Consider the following 15,493-nt stretch of genomic DNA (forward strand, 5'->3'; position numbering starts at 1 on the left):
GGGGCTGCGGAACCAGGCTTCGAACAGCTGCTGGAAGACCTCGATGTCCTGCGGCCGGCTGATCAGCACGGCCTGCAGGGCGGCGCGCAGGTCGTCGCGGCGCTCCAGCCCGACCCAGCGCAGCGACGCCTGGGCCAGGGCCAGGCGGCTGCTGTCCACCGGCACGCCGGCGCGGCGCAGCGCCCGGCCGAAGCCGGTGAGGTTGTCGGGCAGCTTGCCGCTGCGGGCGTCGCCGAGCTGCATGGCGCCTCAGATGGCGGGGGACGGGGCGGGTGCCGCCCGGGGGGCTGAGGAAAACGGGGCGCGGTTCATGCGGCGAGCAGTTGGTCGATCAGCGGCAGCAGCGCGGCCACGTCTTCGCGCTGCTTGAACAAGATGCCGGCCGTGCCCTGCACCACTTCCGGGTCGAGCACGAGCGTGTCCAGTGCCACCAGGGCCTTGGCCCATTCCACGCTTTCGGCGATACCTGGCGCGCGCTGGAAGGCATTGGCAAAGGGCTGCGAACGCAGGCGGCCCACAAAGGCGCTGACCTGGGCCGACAGCGCATCGCCCGCGTCGGGCACCTGGCTGCGCACGATGGCGAGTTCGCGCTCGCGGTCGGGGTAGTCCATCCACTGGTACAGGCAGCGGCGCTTGACGGCGTCGTTGAGGTCGCGCGTGCGGTTGCTGGTCAGCAGCGTCACGGGCGTGGCCTGCGCGCGGATGGTGCCCAGTTCCGGGATGCTGACCTGGTATTCGCCCAGGTATTCGAGCAGAAAGGCTTCGAAGGGCTCGTCGGCCCGGTCCACCTCGTCGATCAGCAGCACCGCGCCCGGTGGCGGGGCCTGCAGTGCCTGCAGCAGGGGGCGGCGGATCAGGTAGCGCTCCTGGTAGACCTCGCGCTCGATCTGCTCCGGGCTGGCACCGCCGCCGCCAGACCGCGCCGAGGGGGCGGCAGCCTCTTCGGCGGCCCCGCCCGTGCCGAACGTGGGCACTCTCAGTTCCGCCGCACGCATGTGCAGCAACTGGGCCGTGTGGTTCCATTCATAGAGGGCTTCGCGCTGCTCCATGCCGTCGTAACACTGCAGGCGGATCAGCGGACGCCCCAGCACCCGGGCCAGGGCCTTGGCCAGTTCGGTCTTGCCCACGCCGGGTTCGCCTTCGAGCAGCAGCGGCCGCTCCAGCCGCAGGGCCAGAAAGACCGCAGTCACCAGCGCCCGTGGCGCGTGGTAGCCCTGGGCCACCAGCGCGGCGGTGAGCGCGTCGATCGAACCGGCGGCGGAGGGCGGGGGTGCGGGGCCTTGGCCTGCCGTCATGGGCGCGTTCAGCCGTTGGCCCGGGCCACCGCGAGGCGGGCCTGTACCTTGATCAGTTGCGCCCGGTAGGCGGCGCTGGCGTGCAGGTCGCTGTTGAGCTCGCTGGCATCCACCGCCACCGCGTCCACGGCTTGCGGCGTGAAGCTGGCGTTGAGTGCGGCTTCCAGCCCCGCGTGGCGGAACACGCCGTTGCCGGCGCCGGTGATGGCCACGCGCACGCCGCTGTCGGTCTGGGCGACGAACACGCCCACCAGCGCAAAGCGCGAGGCCGGCTGGCGGAACTTGGCGTAGCCGGCCTTGCGCGGCGCCGGGAAGTGAATGGCCTTGATGAGCTCGCCCGGTTCCAGCGCGGTGGTGTACATGCCCTGGAAGAAGTCGTCGGCCGCGATCTGGCGCCGGTCGGTGTGCACCGAGGCGCCCAGAGCGAGCACGGCGGCGGGGTAGTCGGCGGCCGGGTCGTTGTTGGCGACCGAGCCCCCGAGCGTTCCCATGGCGCGCACCTGCCGGTCGCCGATGCCCCCGGCCAGGGCCGCGAGTGCGGGGATGGCTTGCTGCACATCGGCACTGCCGGCCACGGCTTCATGGCGCGTCATGGCACCGATCATCACCCCGGCACCTTCGCGGCGGATGCCCGCGAGTTCGGGCACTAGGCCCAGGTCGATCAGGGTTTCGGGCTGCGCCAGGCGCTGCTTGAGCGAGGCGATCAGGGTCTGGCCTCCGGCCAGGGCCTGCCCGCCCGCGCCGATCTGCTGCAGGGCCTGGGCCAGGGTGGTGGGCTGTTCAAGGGTGAAGGCATACATGGGGATCTGCTCCTCGAAGGAAATGGGCTGGCCGCGGGGCGCCGCCACCACGGGCGGCGCTCCTCGGGATCACGACCGGGCCGCCTGAATGGCCTCCCACACGCGGTGCGGGCTGGCGGGCATGTCCAGGTCCTTGACGCCCAGTGGCGCCAGGGCATCGAGCACGGCGTTGATGACCGCCGGCGGCGAGCCGATGGCCCCGGCCTCGCCACAGCCCTTGGTGCCCAGCGGGTTGGTGGTGCAGGGCGTGCAGACGTGGCCCAGCTTGAACTCGGGGAAGTCGTCGGCGCGCGGCATGGTGTAGTCCATGAACGAGCCGGTGACCAGTTGCCCGGTCTCGCGGTCGTAGACGCAGTTTTCCAGCAGGGCCTGGCCGATGCCCTGCACCAGACCGCCGTGCACCTGGCCTTCGACGATCATCGGGTTGATGATGGTGCCGAAGTCGTCCACCGCGGTGAAGCGGTCCACGCGCACCACACCGGTCTCGGGGTCGATCTCGACCTCGCAGATGTAGGTGCCGGCCGGGTAGGTGAAGTTGGTCGGGTCGTAGAACGCGGTCTCGTTCAGGCCCGGCTCCAGCTTGTCCAGCGGGTAGTTGTGCGGCACGTAGGCGGTGAGCGCGACCTGGCCGAACGTGACCTTCTTGTCGGTGCCCTTGACGGTGAATTCGCCATTGGTGAAGTCGACGTCGGCGTCGCTGGCTTCCATCAGGTGGGCCGCGATCTTCTTGGCCTTGGCCTCGATCTTGTCCAGCGCGCGCATGATGGCCGCGCCGCCCACCGAGATCGAGCGCGAGCCGTAGGTGCCCATGCCGAAGGGCACGCGGCCGGTGTCGCCGTGCACGATGTCGACCTGGTCGGGCGTGAGGCCCAGGCGCGAGGCCACGACCTGCGCGAACGTGGTCTCGTGCCCCTGGCCGTGGCTGTGCGAGCCGGTGAACACCGTCACGCTGCCGGTGGGGTGCACGCGCACTTCGCCGCATTCGAACAGGCCGGCGCGCGCGCCCAGCGCCCCGGCGATGTTGGAAGGCGCCAGGCCGCAGGCTTCGATGTAGCTGCTGTAGCCGATGCCGCGCAGCAGGCCCCGGGCCTTGGACGCCGCCTGGCGCGCCGGGAAGCCGGCCACGTCGGCCAACTGGTTGGCCTGTTCCAGGCAGGCGGGGTAGTCCCCTGTGTCGTACTGCAGCGCCACCGGTGTCTGGTACGGGAACTGGGTGATGAAGTTGCGGCGCCGGATTTCGTCCTGGCTCAGGCCCATGTCCCAAGCGGCGCGGGTGACGATGCGCTCAAGCAGGTAGGTCGCTTCGGGCCGGCCCGCGCCGCGGTAGGCGTCGACCGGGGCGGTGTTGGTGAACCAGGCGTCCACCTCCACATACACCTGCGGCGTGGTGTACTGGCCGGCCAGCAGGGTGGCGTAGAGGATGGTGGGCACGGCCGAGGCGAAGGTCGACAGGTAGGCTCCCAGGTTGGCGTCGGTGTGCACCTTCAGGGCCAGGAACTTGCCGTCCTTGTCCATCGCCAGTTCGGCGTGGCTGACGTGGTCGCGGCCGTGCGCGTCGCACAGGAAGGCCTCGGCGCGCTCGCAGGTCCATTTGATCGGCCGGTTGAGCTTTTTGGACGCCCAGGTCAGGCACACGTCCTCGGCATAGAGGTAGATCTTGGAGCCGAAACCACCGCCCACGTCGGGTGCGATGACGCGCACCTTGTGCTCGGGCAGGCCCATCACGAAGGCCGTCATCAGCAGCCGCTCGACGTGCGGGTTCTGGTTGGCCACGTAGAGCGTGTATTCGTCGGTGGCCCGGCTGTAGTGGCCGATGGCCGCGCGCGGCTCCATGGCGTTGGGCACCAGGCGGTTGTTGGTCAGGTCCAGCCGGGTGACGTGGGCGGCATTGGCGAACGCCGCATCGACCTGCGACTTGTCGCCGATGGCCCACTTGTAGCAGTGGTTGTCGGGTGCTTCGGTGTGCACCGCGCTGGCACCGGCCTGTTGCGCGTCGCGCACGTCGACCACCGCCGGCAGCGGTTCGTAGTCGACGTTGATCAGCTCGGCCGCGTTGCGCGCCTGTTCCAGCGTTTCGGCGACCACCATGGCCACGTGGTCGCCCACGTAACGCGCCTTGCCCTGGGCCAAGATGGGGTGGGCAGGCTCTTTCATGGGCGTGCCGTCGGTGCTGGTGATCAGCCAGCCGCAGGGCAGACCGGCGATCTTGTCGGCCGCGACGTCGGCGCCGTCGAACACGCCGATCACGCCCGGGGCGGCCAGCGCGGCCGATTTGTCGACGCCATTGATCCTGGCGTGCGCATGCGGCGAACGCACGAACACGGCATACGTGGTCCCGGCGAGCGCGATGTCGTCGGTGTACTGGCCGGCCCCGGTGAGGAAGCGGTAGTCCTCCTTGCGGCGGACGGATTCGCCGATGTGCGGCAGCTTGGCAAAGTCGGTGGCACCCATGTCCGCGCTCCTCAGGCTTTCATGGCCGCGGCGCCTTGCACCACGGCCTTGACGATGTTCTGGTAACCGGTACAGCGGCAGAGGTTGCCTTCCAGCATCTCGCGCACTTCGGTTTCGTTGGCGTCGGGGCGGCGCCGGCAGAGGTCGACCGCGCTCATGACCATGCCGGTGGTGCAGAAGCCGCATTGCAGGCCATGGCACTCCTTGAAGGCCGCCTGCATCGGGTGCAGCGTGCCGTCCGCCTGGGCCAGACCTTCGATGGTCGTGACCTCGCTGCCGCCCGCCTGGGCCAGCAGCAGGTTGCAGGACTTGACGGCCTTGCCGTTCATCAGCACGGTGCACGCGCCGCACTGGGCCGTGTCGCAACCCACATGGGTTCCGGTGAGCTTGAGATGCTCGCGCAGCGCCTGGACCAGCAGCGTGTGGGGCGCCGCGGTCACGGTCACGGCCTTGCCGTTGACCTTGAGTTCAACCTGCATGCTTGTCTCCTGATGTTGTCGAGGGGCAAGATGCAGTGAATCACGCCGTCCCGCGGACGGGCTGCGTGGAAACCCTTGGTTCGGCGGGGATCGCCGCGCCCGGGCGCAAGGATTCTCAAATTGAGACGCGCTTGTTGCAGCGCATCAGGCCGGTGCCCGGCCGAAGCGGGCACCGGGGGCGCTCAGGCCAGCGCGGTTTCGGGCTCGGGCAGCCGGATCTGGTCGTCGGTGCTGAGCAGATAGTCGTTGAACACGTGTTCGGCGCTGAGCAGCTGGTAGCTGCCGTCGGCCGCGCGCACCGTGGTCGCCTTCAGGCGCCCGGCGGTCTGGCCGCAGGTCCAGATGGCGAAGTTGCGCATGTGCGTGCACAGGCAGGTCTTGTCCTTCACCGAGATGCGCTTTTCACCCGGGTGGGCGGCGAGTTCGCGGTAGTAGGCGTCGACGTAGGCGCACTTGCCGTTGGCGTCGAGCAGGTAGCCATAGGCCTCGCAGTTCGGGCGAATGCCGTCACCGATGCCGGGGCTGGCCTTGATCATGCGCATCGGGTAGCCGGTGGGCGAAATTTCGTTGACCTCGATGTCGTCTTCGTCGGCCTTGAAATACTCTTGCTTGACGTCGTCGGGCAGGCCGCATTCGCGCGTGACGGTGAAGCGGGTCGCCACCTGCACCGCCGCGCCGCCGTTTTCCAGGAAGCGCACCGCGTCGCTGCCGGTGAAGATGCCGCCGGCCGGGATCAGGGGGATGTCGAGCTGTTCGGCCACCAGCCAGGCACGGATGTCGGCCACGATGGTGGCCAGGTCGTACTGCGCCCAGTCCATGCCGAAGCCAAGGTGGCCGCCCGCCAGCGGACCTTCGACGACCACGTAGTCGGGCAGGCGGTTGAGGCGCGAATTCTTCTTCAGGAACAGCTGCAGCGCGCGCAGGCTGGAGACGATGATGCCCAGCTTGGCGTCGCGGAAACGCGGGTGGTCCTCGATCAGGGCGAACGAACCCAGGTGCAGGCCGGCCGCCAGCGTGATGCCGTCGATCCCGGCGTCCAGCGCGGAAGCCATGCGGATCTTGAGCGTGTCCTTGGGGGCGTTCATCGTCAGCTTTTCCATGCAGTTGATGAACACCATGCCGTTGCCGCGCTTGCGTTCCATGGTGTGCTGCACGTGCAGCCGCGTGGCTTCGGCCAGGTCGCCCAGATTGAACTTGACCTCGGACTTGTCCGACGAGGTCATGTTGTGCTTGTACTGGGCCTGCTTGGCCTTGACGTATTTGGTCTGGTAGCGGCGGTCGGTGACCGTCTTGATCATCGCGTCGGAAATGTGGCCCACGCCACCGAGGCGGGCGGCTTCGAGCGCCAGGTCGGCCGAGGAGATGTCCACGCCCATGCCGCCAATCATGATGGGCACCAATTCATCGCGGCCCATGCGCAGGCGGAAGTCGTCCAGTCTTTTCATCATTCAGTTCACGAGGGGCGTCGGCAGGACTGCCAACGGCAACCCTGCATTATCCGTGCTTGGGGCGCGAAACCCTGCAGTATCCCCAAGGCACGCGAACCGGCCTGTTGACCTGGCACAAGGAGCGGGCGCGCAGCGTGCGCTCGCCGGGCGCCGCTTTTGCGAGGGTGGCGCCGCTGTTCGGTTGGCACCAGCCGGCGCGAGATGGTGCGCTTCATGCGGTTTCCTTCCTGCTTTGGCGGGCGAAAAATACCGGTTTGGGTGTTTGTTCTGGCCAGGGGCAGACCAAAGTCTCTGGATTAGGGAAGACCGGTCAGCCCTGGCCGAACCAGCGGCTGCCTGCTTGCAGTCCCAGCCAGGTCAGTGTCAGCGAGCCCAGCAGGTGCAAGGCGGCATTGGCCAGGGCCAGCCCGATGCGGCCATGCTGGAGCAGCGACACCACTTCGACCGAAAAGGTCGAGAAGGTGGTCAGCGCACCGAGGAAGCCCGTGACCAGCGCCAGCCGCCAGACGGGGTCGATGTCGGGCAGGGCCTGCAGGGCTGCCACCACCAGGCCGATGAGCCACGCCCCCAGCCAGTTGGCAGCCAGGGTGCCCCAGGGCAGCACGGCGTGGCCCTGGTTGAGCCACTGCGCGAGTTGCCAGCGGGACAGGGCGCCGAGACTGGCGCCGATGCAGATGGCGAGGACGGTGGGCATGGGGGCTCAGGTCTGGCGATCAGAACGGGGGGCTGTCGTCGTCGGCCACCGTGGCCAGCGGGGCGGCCTTGCCCGTGGTCGTGGTGCCCGATGCGGCGCTGGCTGGCGGGCTCACCGGGGCGGCGCTGCCCGGGGGCAGTTCGCCACCGAGTGCCTCGACCAGCGCGGGGATGAGCTGGCGCAGCTCACCGGTGGCCAGCACCACGTCGGTGTCGAAGGCGTCCTCGTCGTCGCCGCTGGGGCGGTCGTCGAACACCCCGTCCAGAAAATTCACTTTCTTGAGCTGCAGCCCTTCGGTCAGCACGAAACCGACGCGGCCTTCCCAGCTCATCGCGAGCTTGGTGGGCAGCTTGCCCTCGGCCACGTGTTTGCGCACCTCGTCGTTGAGCAGGTGGTGGCGCGTGAAGCGCACCACGGACTTTTCCTCGTCGGCCGAACGCAGTTCGCATTCGCGCTCCACCGCGATCCCGGCAGGCCATTCATCGGCATCCTGCGCCGACAGCCAGGCCGTCATGGCCGTTTGCGGTGAGACCGCGGTCTGCAGCAGGCCCAGGGCGAGGCCGTCGAAGGCGCGCACCAGGGCGGTGACCACTTCGTCGTTCTTGCCCTGGCTGCCGGCGTCGGTCACCAGCCAGCCGTTTTCCAGGTCGATCCAGACCCCGATCTGGCCCTGGCGGGCAAAGGCCTGCGGCAGCAGCGCCAGCAGCGCGTCCTCACGCAGGGCCTTGGTTTCCTTTTTTCCCGGCTTGCGGCCGGTGGTGGCTTCGATGTGGTCGGCCGCTTCCTGGGCCTTCTTGCGCACCACGGCGCCGGGCACGGCCTTGGTTTCGATGGCCAGGCGCAGGATGCGCTGGCCGTTGACCGATTCGACCAGGGGGCCGTGTTCTTCGCCACGCGGCGGCACCCAGCCGATCGACTTGTCCTGCGTCGCGCCGCAGGGCACGAAACGAGCCGGATCGAGGGCGGCTTCCATGTCTTCCAGGGAGGGCGCCCAGCCGGGGGCCAGGCGGTAGAGGGTCACGTTCTTGAACAAGGCAACTATCCGAAAAAAAAGCCCCGTCACCGGCCGGTGCGGGGCGATCATCTTAGAGGAAGTGGCGCTCACATCCGGGAAGGCAGCCAGTTCACCAGCCCCGGAAACCACCACAACAGCAGCAGGGCCAGCACCATCAGCAAGAAGTACGGCGCGCAGACTCTGGCGATCCAGGTGATTTCGCGTTTCGTCATGCCTTGCAGCACAAACAGGTTGAAGCCGACCGGCGGCGTGATCTGCGCCATTTCCACCACGATCACCACGAAGATGCCGAACCAGATCAGGTCGATGCCGGCCGCCGACACGGTCGGCAGGATCACGCCCATGGTCAGCACGATCATGGAAATGCCGTCGAGAAAGCAGCCGAGCAGCATGTAGAACAGCGCCAGTGCGAGCAGCAGGGCACCGGGCGATAGGCCCAGACTGCCGACGAACTCCGCCAGGTGGCGGGGCAGGCCGATGTAGCCCATGGCCAGCGTCAGGAACGCGGCGCCGGCCAGGATCAGCGCGATCATGCAGTACAGCCGCGTGGCGCCGAGCAGCGAGGCCTTGAACGTGGCCGCGTTGAGCGAGCCCTGGCTGGCCGACAGGATCAGCGCCCCGACCACGCCCACGGCAGCGGCTTCGGTGGCGGTGGCGATGCCGGTGTAGATGGTGCCGATGACGCCGCCGATAAGCAGCACGACCGGGATCAGGTGGCGCGACTCGGCCAGCTTCTGGGCGAACGACAGGCCGGCATCCGCTTTGGGCACCTTGTCGGGGTTGAGCAGGGCCCAGACCATCAGGTGGCCGGAGAACAGCGCGGCCAGCAGCAGGCCAGGCAGCACCCCTGCCACAAACAGCTTGGCGATCGACACCTCGGCGGCGACGCCGTAGACGATCATGATGATCGAGGGCGGGATCAGCAGCCCCAGCGTGCTGGCGCCGCCCAGCGATCCGACGATCTTTTCCGGGGGGTAGCCGCGTTGCGACAGTTCCGGGATGGTCATCTTGCCGATCGTGGCGCAGGTGGCGGCCGACGAGCCCGACACCGCAGCGAAGATGGTGCTGCCCAGGATGTTGGTGTGCAGCAGCCGGCCCGGCAGCACATTGACCCACGGCGCCAGACCGCGGAACATGCTCTCCGAGAGCTTGGTGCGGAAGAGGATTTCGCCCATCCACACGAACAGCGGCAACGCGGTCAGCGTCCAGCTGCTGGCCGAGCCCCAGATGGTCACCGCCATGGCGTCGCCCGCCGGGCGCGAGGAAAAGAGCTCCATGCCGATCCAGGCCACGCCGGCCAGCGTGAGGCCGATCCACACGCCGCTGCCCAGCAGGAGGAACAGGGTCAGGACCAGCAGGCCGGTGATGGCCATGTCACTCATGATGGGTCTCCTGTGAGTCGTTCAGGCGCCGCTGTCCGCGCCATTCCAGCACCCATTCGTCCACGAAGGCGATAAACAGTACCCAGGTGCCGGCCACCATGGCCAGTTGCGGGACCCACAGCGGGGTGGCGTCGTTGCCCGTGGAGATGTCGTGGAAGGCGTGCGATTGCCAGGCCAGCCGCGCCGCGTAGTACGCGAACAGGCCCGAGAGCAGCACCGCCACGCTCAGGGCCCACATTTCCATGCCCTTGCGGGCCGAACCGGTGAGGCGACCGATGATCAGCGTGACACGGATGTGTTCGTTGCGCTTGAGCGTGTGCGCCAGCGCCAGGAACCCGGCCCCGGCCATGGCGTAGCCGGCGTAGGCGTCGGTGCCGGGCACGTGCCAGCCCACCAGGCGGCTGACGATGGAGAGCAGCACCATCGCCAGCACACCGATCATGCACAGGGCGGCCAGCCAGGCCGCCCCGTCGTAGAGCCCGTCGAGCAGTTTTCTCATGGCGGGCCTGAAGGCTTATTTGCGGTAGGCGTCCAGCAGGGCCTGGCCATCGGGGCCGGCTTTGTCCAGCCATTCCTTGAGCATGGTGTCGCCGACCTTCTTGAGATCGTCCTTGAGCGCAGGGGAGGGCGGGGCCACGTTCATGCCGTTGGTCTTGAGGCCGGCCAGGGTGTCGGTGTTGACCTTCTGCGAGGCGGCCCAGCCGCGGGTTTCGGCCTCGGCCGCGGCCTTGAGCACGGCCTCCTGCACCGGCTTGTCCAGCGCGTCGAAGGCCTTCTTGTTCACCAGCAGCGCGTTCTTGGGCAGCCAGGCCTGCACGTCGTAGTAGTGCTTCAGGTGCTCGTAGAGCTTGCTGTCCATGCCGGTGGCGCCGGAGGTCATGTTCGCTTCGACCACGCCCGTGGCCAGGGCCTGCGACAGCTCGGCCGCCTGCACGGTCACCGGCTGGGCACCCACCAGTTCGGCGATGCGGGCGGTGGCCGGGCTGTAGGCGCGCCACTTGGCGCCCTTGAGGTCGGCCGCGCTGTTGATCGGCTTCTTGCTGTACAGACCCTGCGGGGGCCACGGCACAGCGTACAGCAGCATCATGCCCTGTTCACCCAGCTTCTTGTCCAGCAGTGGCTTCTGGGCCTTGTAGAGCTTGAGCGATTCGTCGTAGCTGTCGGCCAGGAAGGGGATGCCGTCGGCACCGAAGATCTGCCATTCGTTCTGGAAGTTGGGCAGCAGGATTTCGCCGGCCTGGGCCTGGCCGCCTTGCACCGCACGCTTGATTTCCGGGGCCTTGAACAGGGAAGCGTTGGCGTGCACGGTGATCTTGAGCTTGCCGCCCGTGGCCTTGTCCACGTCGCTGGCGAACTGCGTCAGGTTGACCGTGTGGAAGTTCGTGGCCGGGTAGGCGGCGGGCAGGTCCCACTTGGTCTGGGCCAGTGCGGGCAGGCTCAGGGCCAGGGCACTGGCGGCCAGGGTGAAGTGAAAGCAACGGCGTTTCATGTCGGCGACTCCGGTAGGTTGAAGACTCGATGGGCCCGAGCCCGGGGCGTCAGGGATTCTGGCTGCGGGAGGGGCAAGTGTGATTCGTGTTTTCCCTGTATGTCAATAATTTGTTGGCAAATCATTGACGAAAAATCTAAACTGGCATCCTCTCCTGCTGCCCGTTCTGTCATGGCCAAGTCCCAAGCAAGCTCCAAGCCAGTCAGCGCCTCCGCGGCGCATCCCATCGTGTCTTCGGCGCACCTGGTCTCACCCCAGAGCGCCGAGATGAGCGAGTTCGAGTTCGGGCTCATCGTTTCGGGCAACGCGTTTCACCGCTGGATCGTGCACTGCATGAGTGCGGCCGGTCTCAAGGACCTCACCGCGCTCGACGTGCTGGTGCTGCACCACGTCACCCACCGCGCGCGGGACAAGCGCCTGTCCGACATCGCCTTCATCATGAATGTGGAAGACACGCACCTGATCAACTACGCGCTCAAGAAATTGCAGGGCCTGGGCGTCGTCACCTCGACCAAGAATGGCAAAGAGGTCACCTACGGCCCCACCGAAGCGGGCAAGGCGTACGTGGCGCGCTATCGGGAAATCCGGGAAACCTGCCTGATCCATGCGCTCAAGGCGGACGATTCGCTCAACCGCGACATCGGACAGCTCGCGCGCCTGCTGCGCGTGCTCTCCGGCATCTACGACCAGGCCGCCCGCTCGGCCGCTTCCTTGTGAACACCATGGCCACCACACCCGACACCCGCTGGCAGTTCTGGATCGACCGCGGCGGCACCTTCACCGACATCGTGGCCAGGCGCCCCGACGGCACGCTGGTCACGCACAAGCTGCTGTCGGAGAACCCTGAGCAGTACCGCGACGCCGCAGTGGCCGGCATCCGCCACCTGCTGGGCCTGCCGCCCGGGGAAGCCGTGACACCGGCGCAGGTGGCCTGCGTGAAGATGGGTACCACGGTGGCCACCAACGCCTTGCTCGAGCGCAAGGGCGAGCCCACGCTGCTGGTGACCACGCGCGGCTTCCGCGATGCGCTGCGCATTGCGTACCAGAACCGGCCACGCCTGTTCGACCGCCACATCGTGTTGCCCGAGCTGCTCTACAGCCGCGTGATCGAGGCCCAGGAGCGCGTGGGCGCGAACGGTGAACTGATCGAGCCGCTGAACGAAGCCCATCTGCGCGAGCGCCTCTGGGCGGCGTTCGATGCCGGCTTGCGCAGCGTGGCCATCGTGTTTCTGCACGGCTACCGCTACACCGACCACGAGGCAGCGGCCGCGCGGCTGGCCCGGGATGTGGGTTTCACGCAGGTGAGCACCTCGCACGCCACCAGCCCGATGATGAAGTTCGTCAGTCGCGGCGACACGACGGTGGTCGACGCCTATCTGTCGCCCATCCTGCGCCGCTACGTCGACCAGGTGGCCCGCGAGATGCCGGGTGTGCCGCTGTTCTTCATGCAGAGCAGCGGCGGGCTGACCGATGCGCACCGGTTCCAGGGCAAGGACGCGATCCTCTCCGGCCCGGCGGGCGGCATCGTGGGCATGGCACGGACCGCAGAGCTGGCCTTTGGCGGCTCTGCGGCCGCCCCGGGCCACGACATCAAGGTGATCGGTTTCGACATGGGCGGCACCTCGACCGACGTGTCGCACTACGCGGGCGCGTTCGAGCGCGAGTTCGAGACCCAGGTGGCGGGCGTGCGCATGCGCGCGCCCATGATGAGCATCCACACCGTGGCCGCGGGTGGAGGCTCCATCCTGAGCTTCGACGGTGCGCGCTTTCGCGTCGGCCCCGAGAGTGCGGGTGCCAACCCCGGCCCCGCCAGCTACCGGCGCGGCGGTCCGCTCGCGGTGACCGACGCCAACGTGATGCTGGGCAAGATCCAGCCGGCGCACTTCCCCCGGGTGTTCGGCCCGAACGCCGACGAAGCGCTGAGCGCCGAGGCCGTGCGCGAACAGTTCGGCGCCCTCGCGCAGCAGACCGGCCGCACGGCCGAAGACGTCGCCGAAGGCTTCATCCGCATCGCGGTGCAGCAGATGGCCAACGCGATCAAGAAGATCTCGGTGGCGCGCGGCTACGACGTGACGCGCTACATCCTGCAGTGTTTCGGCGGCGCTGGCGGCCAGCACGCCTGCCTGGTGGCCGACGCGCTGGGCATGCAGCGCGTTTTTGTGCACCCGCTCGCGGGCGTGCTCAGTGCCTACGGTATGGGCCTGGCCGACCAGAACGTGATCAGGGAACAGGCGGTGGAGTGTGTGCTGGAGGCTGCCGCGATCGGGCCGATCTCGGCACAGCTCGATGCGCTCGCGCAGGCGGCGGGCGACGAGTTGCGGGCGCAGGCGGTGAGCCGCTCGGCGGTGCAGGTGCACCGCCGGGTACACGTGCGCTACGAGGGCAGCGATGCCGCGCTCATCGTGCCTTTCGGCGACCTGGCCACCATCGAAGCGGCCTTCGAAGCCGCTTACCGCCAGCGTTTCGCGTTCCTCATGCCGGGCAAGCGGCTGATCGCCGAGGCGGTGTCGGTGGAAGCGGTGGTGGCGGGGGATGCGCCCGCCGAGCCGTGGCATCCGCTGCACCCGCCGCGCGAGGTGCCCCGCCGCGACACCGTGCGGATGTACGCCGAGGGCCAGTGGCTCGACGCCGCGCTGGTGGTGCGCGAAGACCTGCGCCCGGGCGATGTGATCCCGGGGCCGGCCATCATCGCCGAAAAGAATGCCACCACCGTGGTGGAGCCGGGTTGGGAGGCGCAGCTCAGTGCGCTCGACCATCTGGTGCTGGAGCGCCGCGTGCCCCGCGCCACGCGCCACGCCGTGGGCACCACGGTCGACCCGGTGCTGCTGGAGGTGTTCAACAACCTGTTCATGAACATCGCCGAGCAGATGGGGTTGCAACTGCAGAACACCGCTTATTCGGTCAACATCAAGGAGCGGCTCGATTTTTCGTGCGCGCTGTTCGATGCCGCGGGCAACCTGATCGCCAACGCGCCGCACATGCCGGTGCACCTGGGCTCCATGGGTGAGAGCATCAAGACCGTGATCCGGCAGAACGCGGGCCGCATGCAGCCGGGCGATGTCTATGTGCTCAACGACCCGTACCACGGTGGCACCCACCTGCCCGACGTGACCGTGATCACGCCGGTCTACATCGGCGCGGCCGGCGAGCCCACCTTCTACGTGGGGTCGCGCGGCCACCACGCCGACATCGGCGGCACGACCCCGGGGTCGATGCCCCCGTTTTCCACGCGCATCGAAGAAGAGGGCGTGCAGATCGACAACTTCAAGCTGGTCGAAGGCGGCCGGCTGCGCGAGGCAGAGATGATCGCGCTGCTGGAAAGCGGTGAATATCCTTCCCGCAACCCGCAGCAGAACATGGCCGACCTGAAGGCACAGATCGCCGCCAACGAAAAAGGCGTGCAGGAACTGCGCAAGATGGTCGATCAGTTCGGGCTCGACGTGGTGCAGGCCTACATGCGCCACGTGCAGGACAACGCCGAGGAGTCCGTGCGCCGCGTGATCACGCGCCTCAAGGATGGCGCCTTCACCCTGCCGCTGGACAACGGTGCGCAGATCACCGTGGCGGTGCGCGTGAACGCGGCGGCGCGCAGCGCGCAGATCGACTTCACCGGCACCAGCCCGCAGCAGACGAACAACTTCAACGCGCCCACGGCCGTGTGCATGGCCGCCGTGCTCTATGTGTTTCGCACCCTGGTGCAGGACGACATTCCGCTCAACGCGGGCTGCCTGAAGCCGCTGGAGGTGATCATTCCACCGGGCAGCATGCTCAACCCGAACCCACCGGCTTCGGTGGTGGCGGGCAATGTGGAAACCTCATCCTGCATCACCAACGCGCTGTTCGGCGCGCTGGGTGTGATGGCCGGCGCGCAGCCGACGATGAACAACTTCACCTTCGGCAACGCGACGCACCAGTACTACGAAACGCTGTCGGGCGGCAGCGGGGCGGGGGGCGAAATCGGCGAGCAGGGGGAACTGGTGGGGGGCTTCGACGGCACCAGTGTGGTCCAGACCCACATGACGAATTCGCGCCTGACCGATCCCGAAGTGCTGGAATTCCGCTTCCCGGTGCGGCTGGAGGGTTATGCGATCCGCCCGGGATCGGGGGGGGCAGGGCGCTGGCGCGGCGGCGACGGTGGCGTGCGCCGGGTACGCTTCCTGTCACCCATGACGGCCAGCATGCTCTCCAATGGCCGTGTGCATCCCGCGTTTGGCATGGCGGGTGGCGCCCCGGGGGCACCGGGCCTCAACCGCGTGGTGCGTGCCGATGGCCGTGTGGAAGCCCTGGGTCATATTGCCCAGGTCGACATGCAGCCGGGTGACGTGTTCGAGATCCACACACCGGGTGGTGGGGGTTACGGGAGCGCCTGAGCCGGGGGAGCCTGGGGACGTGGCACCGGCGCGCTGCCGGGCCACGGATGCCAATCGTTTCGGGGGGCGC

Annotated in this window: 12 protein-coding genes and 1 pseudogene; 2 read left to right on the forward strand and 11 right to left on the reverse strand. The window is 68.1% G+C overall.

The features are described from left to right. The 11 genes and pseudogenes from QQK43_RS08755 to QQK43_RS08805 form a co-directional block, all read right to left on the reverse strand. Positions 1 to 243 (reverse strand): annotated as a pseudogene (locus QQK43_RS08755) (vWA domain-containing protein); the annotation flags it as partial. A gap of 65 nt (positions 244 to 308) precedes the next feature. After that, on the reverse strand, positions 309 to 1,295 hold the full coding sequence (locus QQK43_RS08760) for an AAA family ATPase (RefSeq protein ID WP_284307449.1): 987 nt from the start codon (positions 1,293 to 1,295) through the stop codon (positions 309 to 311). Positions 1,296 to 1,303: 8 nt separating this feature from the next. Beyond that, complete coding sequence (locus QQK43_RS08765) at positions 1,304 to 2,095, reverse strand: FAD binding domain-containing protein (protein WP_284307450.1); 792 nt, start codon at positions 2,093 to 2,095, stop codon at positions 1,304 to 1,306. 69 nt (positions 2,096 to 2,164) lie between these two features. Then, entirely contained in the window at positions 2,165 to 4,546 is a 2,382-nt protein-coding gene (locus QQK43_RS08770; protein WP_284307451.1) for a xanthine dehydrogenase family protein molybdopterin-binding subunit, read from the reverse strand. Positions 4,547 to 4,557: 11 nt separating this feature from the next. Beyond that, positions 4,558 to 5,025 carry a (2Fe-2S)-binding protein gene (locus QQK43_RS08775; RefSeq protein WP_234265949.1) on the reverse strand — a complete coding sequence of 156 codons (468 nt, stop codon included), beginning with the start codon at positions 5,023 to 5,025 and terminating at the stop codon, positions 4,558 to 4,560. A gap of 182 nt (positions 5,026 to 5,207) precedes the next feature. After that, positions 5,208 to 6,470: a nitronate monooxygenase gene (locus tag QQK43_RS08780; protein ID WP_284307452.1), complete on the reverse strand. Its 1,263-nt coding sequence runs from the start codon at positions 6,468 to 6,470 to the stop codon at positions 5,208 to 5,210. 313 nt (positions 6,471 to 6,783) lie between these two features. After that, the gene (crcB, locus tag QQK43_RS08785; protein ID WP_234265948.1) at positions 6,784 to 7,167 is read right to left on the reverse strand and encodes a fluoride efflux transporter CrcB; all 384 of its coding nucleotides are present in this window, start codon (positions 7,165 to 7,167) and stop codon (positions 6,784 to 6,786) included. 19 nt (positions 7,168 to 7,186) lie between these two features. Further along, positions 7,187 to 8,200 (reverse strand): recombination-associated protein RdgC, encoded by a 1,014-nt coding sequence (locus QQK43_RS08790; protein WP_284307453.1) that lies wholly within the window; start codon positions 8,198 to 8,200, stop codon positions 7,187 to 7,189. A gap of 68 nt (positions 8,201 to 8,268) precedes the next feature. Further along, complete coding sequence (locus tag QQK43_RS08795; protein ID WP_284307454.1) at positions 8,269 to 9,564, reverse strand: TRAP transporter large permease; 1,296 nt, start codon at positions 9,562 to 9,564, stop codon at positions 8,269 to 8,271. Continuing rightward, a complete protein-coding gene (locus tag QQK43_RS08800; RefSeq protein WP_284307455.1) occupies positions 9,557 to 10,063 on the reverse strand; it encodes a TRAP transporter small permease in 507 nt (168 codons plus the stop codon). The genes QQK43_RS08795 and QQK43_RS08800 overlap by 8 nt, the downstream gene beginning before the upstream one ends. A gap of 15 nt (positions 10,064 to 10,078) precedes the next feature. Then, positions 10,079 to 11,053, reverse strand: coding sequence for a TRAP transporter substrate-binding protein (locus QQK43_RS08805; RefSeq protein WP_234265944.1), 975 nt, complete (start codon positions 11,051 to 11,053; stop codon positions 10,079 to 10,081). Between the two features lie 171 nt (positions 11,054 to 11,224). On the opposite strand from QQK43_RS08805, the gene QQK43_RS08810 reads away from it, so the two are divergent. After that, on the forward strand, positions 11,225 to 11,770 hold the full coding sequence (locus QQK43_RS08810) for a winged helix DNA-binding protein (RefSeq protein WP_234265943.1): 546 nt from the start codon (positions 11,225 to 11,227) through the stop codon (positions 11,768 to 11,770). Positions 11,771 to 11,775: 5 nt separating this feature from the next. Then, positions 11,776 to 15,423, forward strand: a complete 3,648-nt coding sequence (locus QQK43_RS08815; protein WP_284307456.1) for a hydantoinase B/oxoprolinase family protein — start codon at positions 11,776 to 11,778, stop codon at positions 15,421 to 15,423. Positions 15,424 to 15,493 lie beyond the last annotated feature (70 nt).

Source organism: Hydrogenophaga electricum, assembly GCF_030160815.1.
Taxonomy (GTDB): domain Bacteria; phylum Pseudomonadota; class Gammaproteobacteria; order Burkholderiales; family Burkholderiaceae_C; genus Hydrogenophaga; species Hydrogenophaga electricum.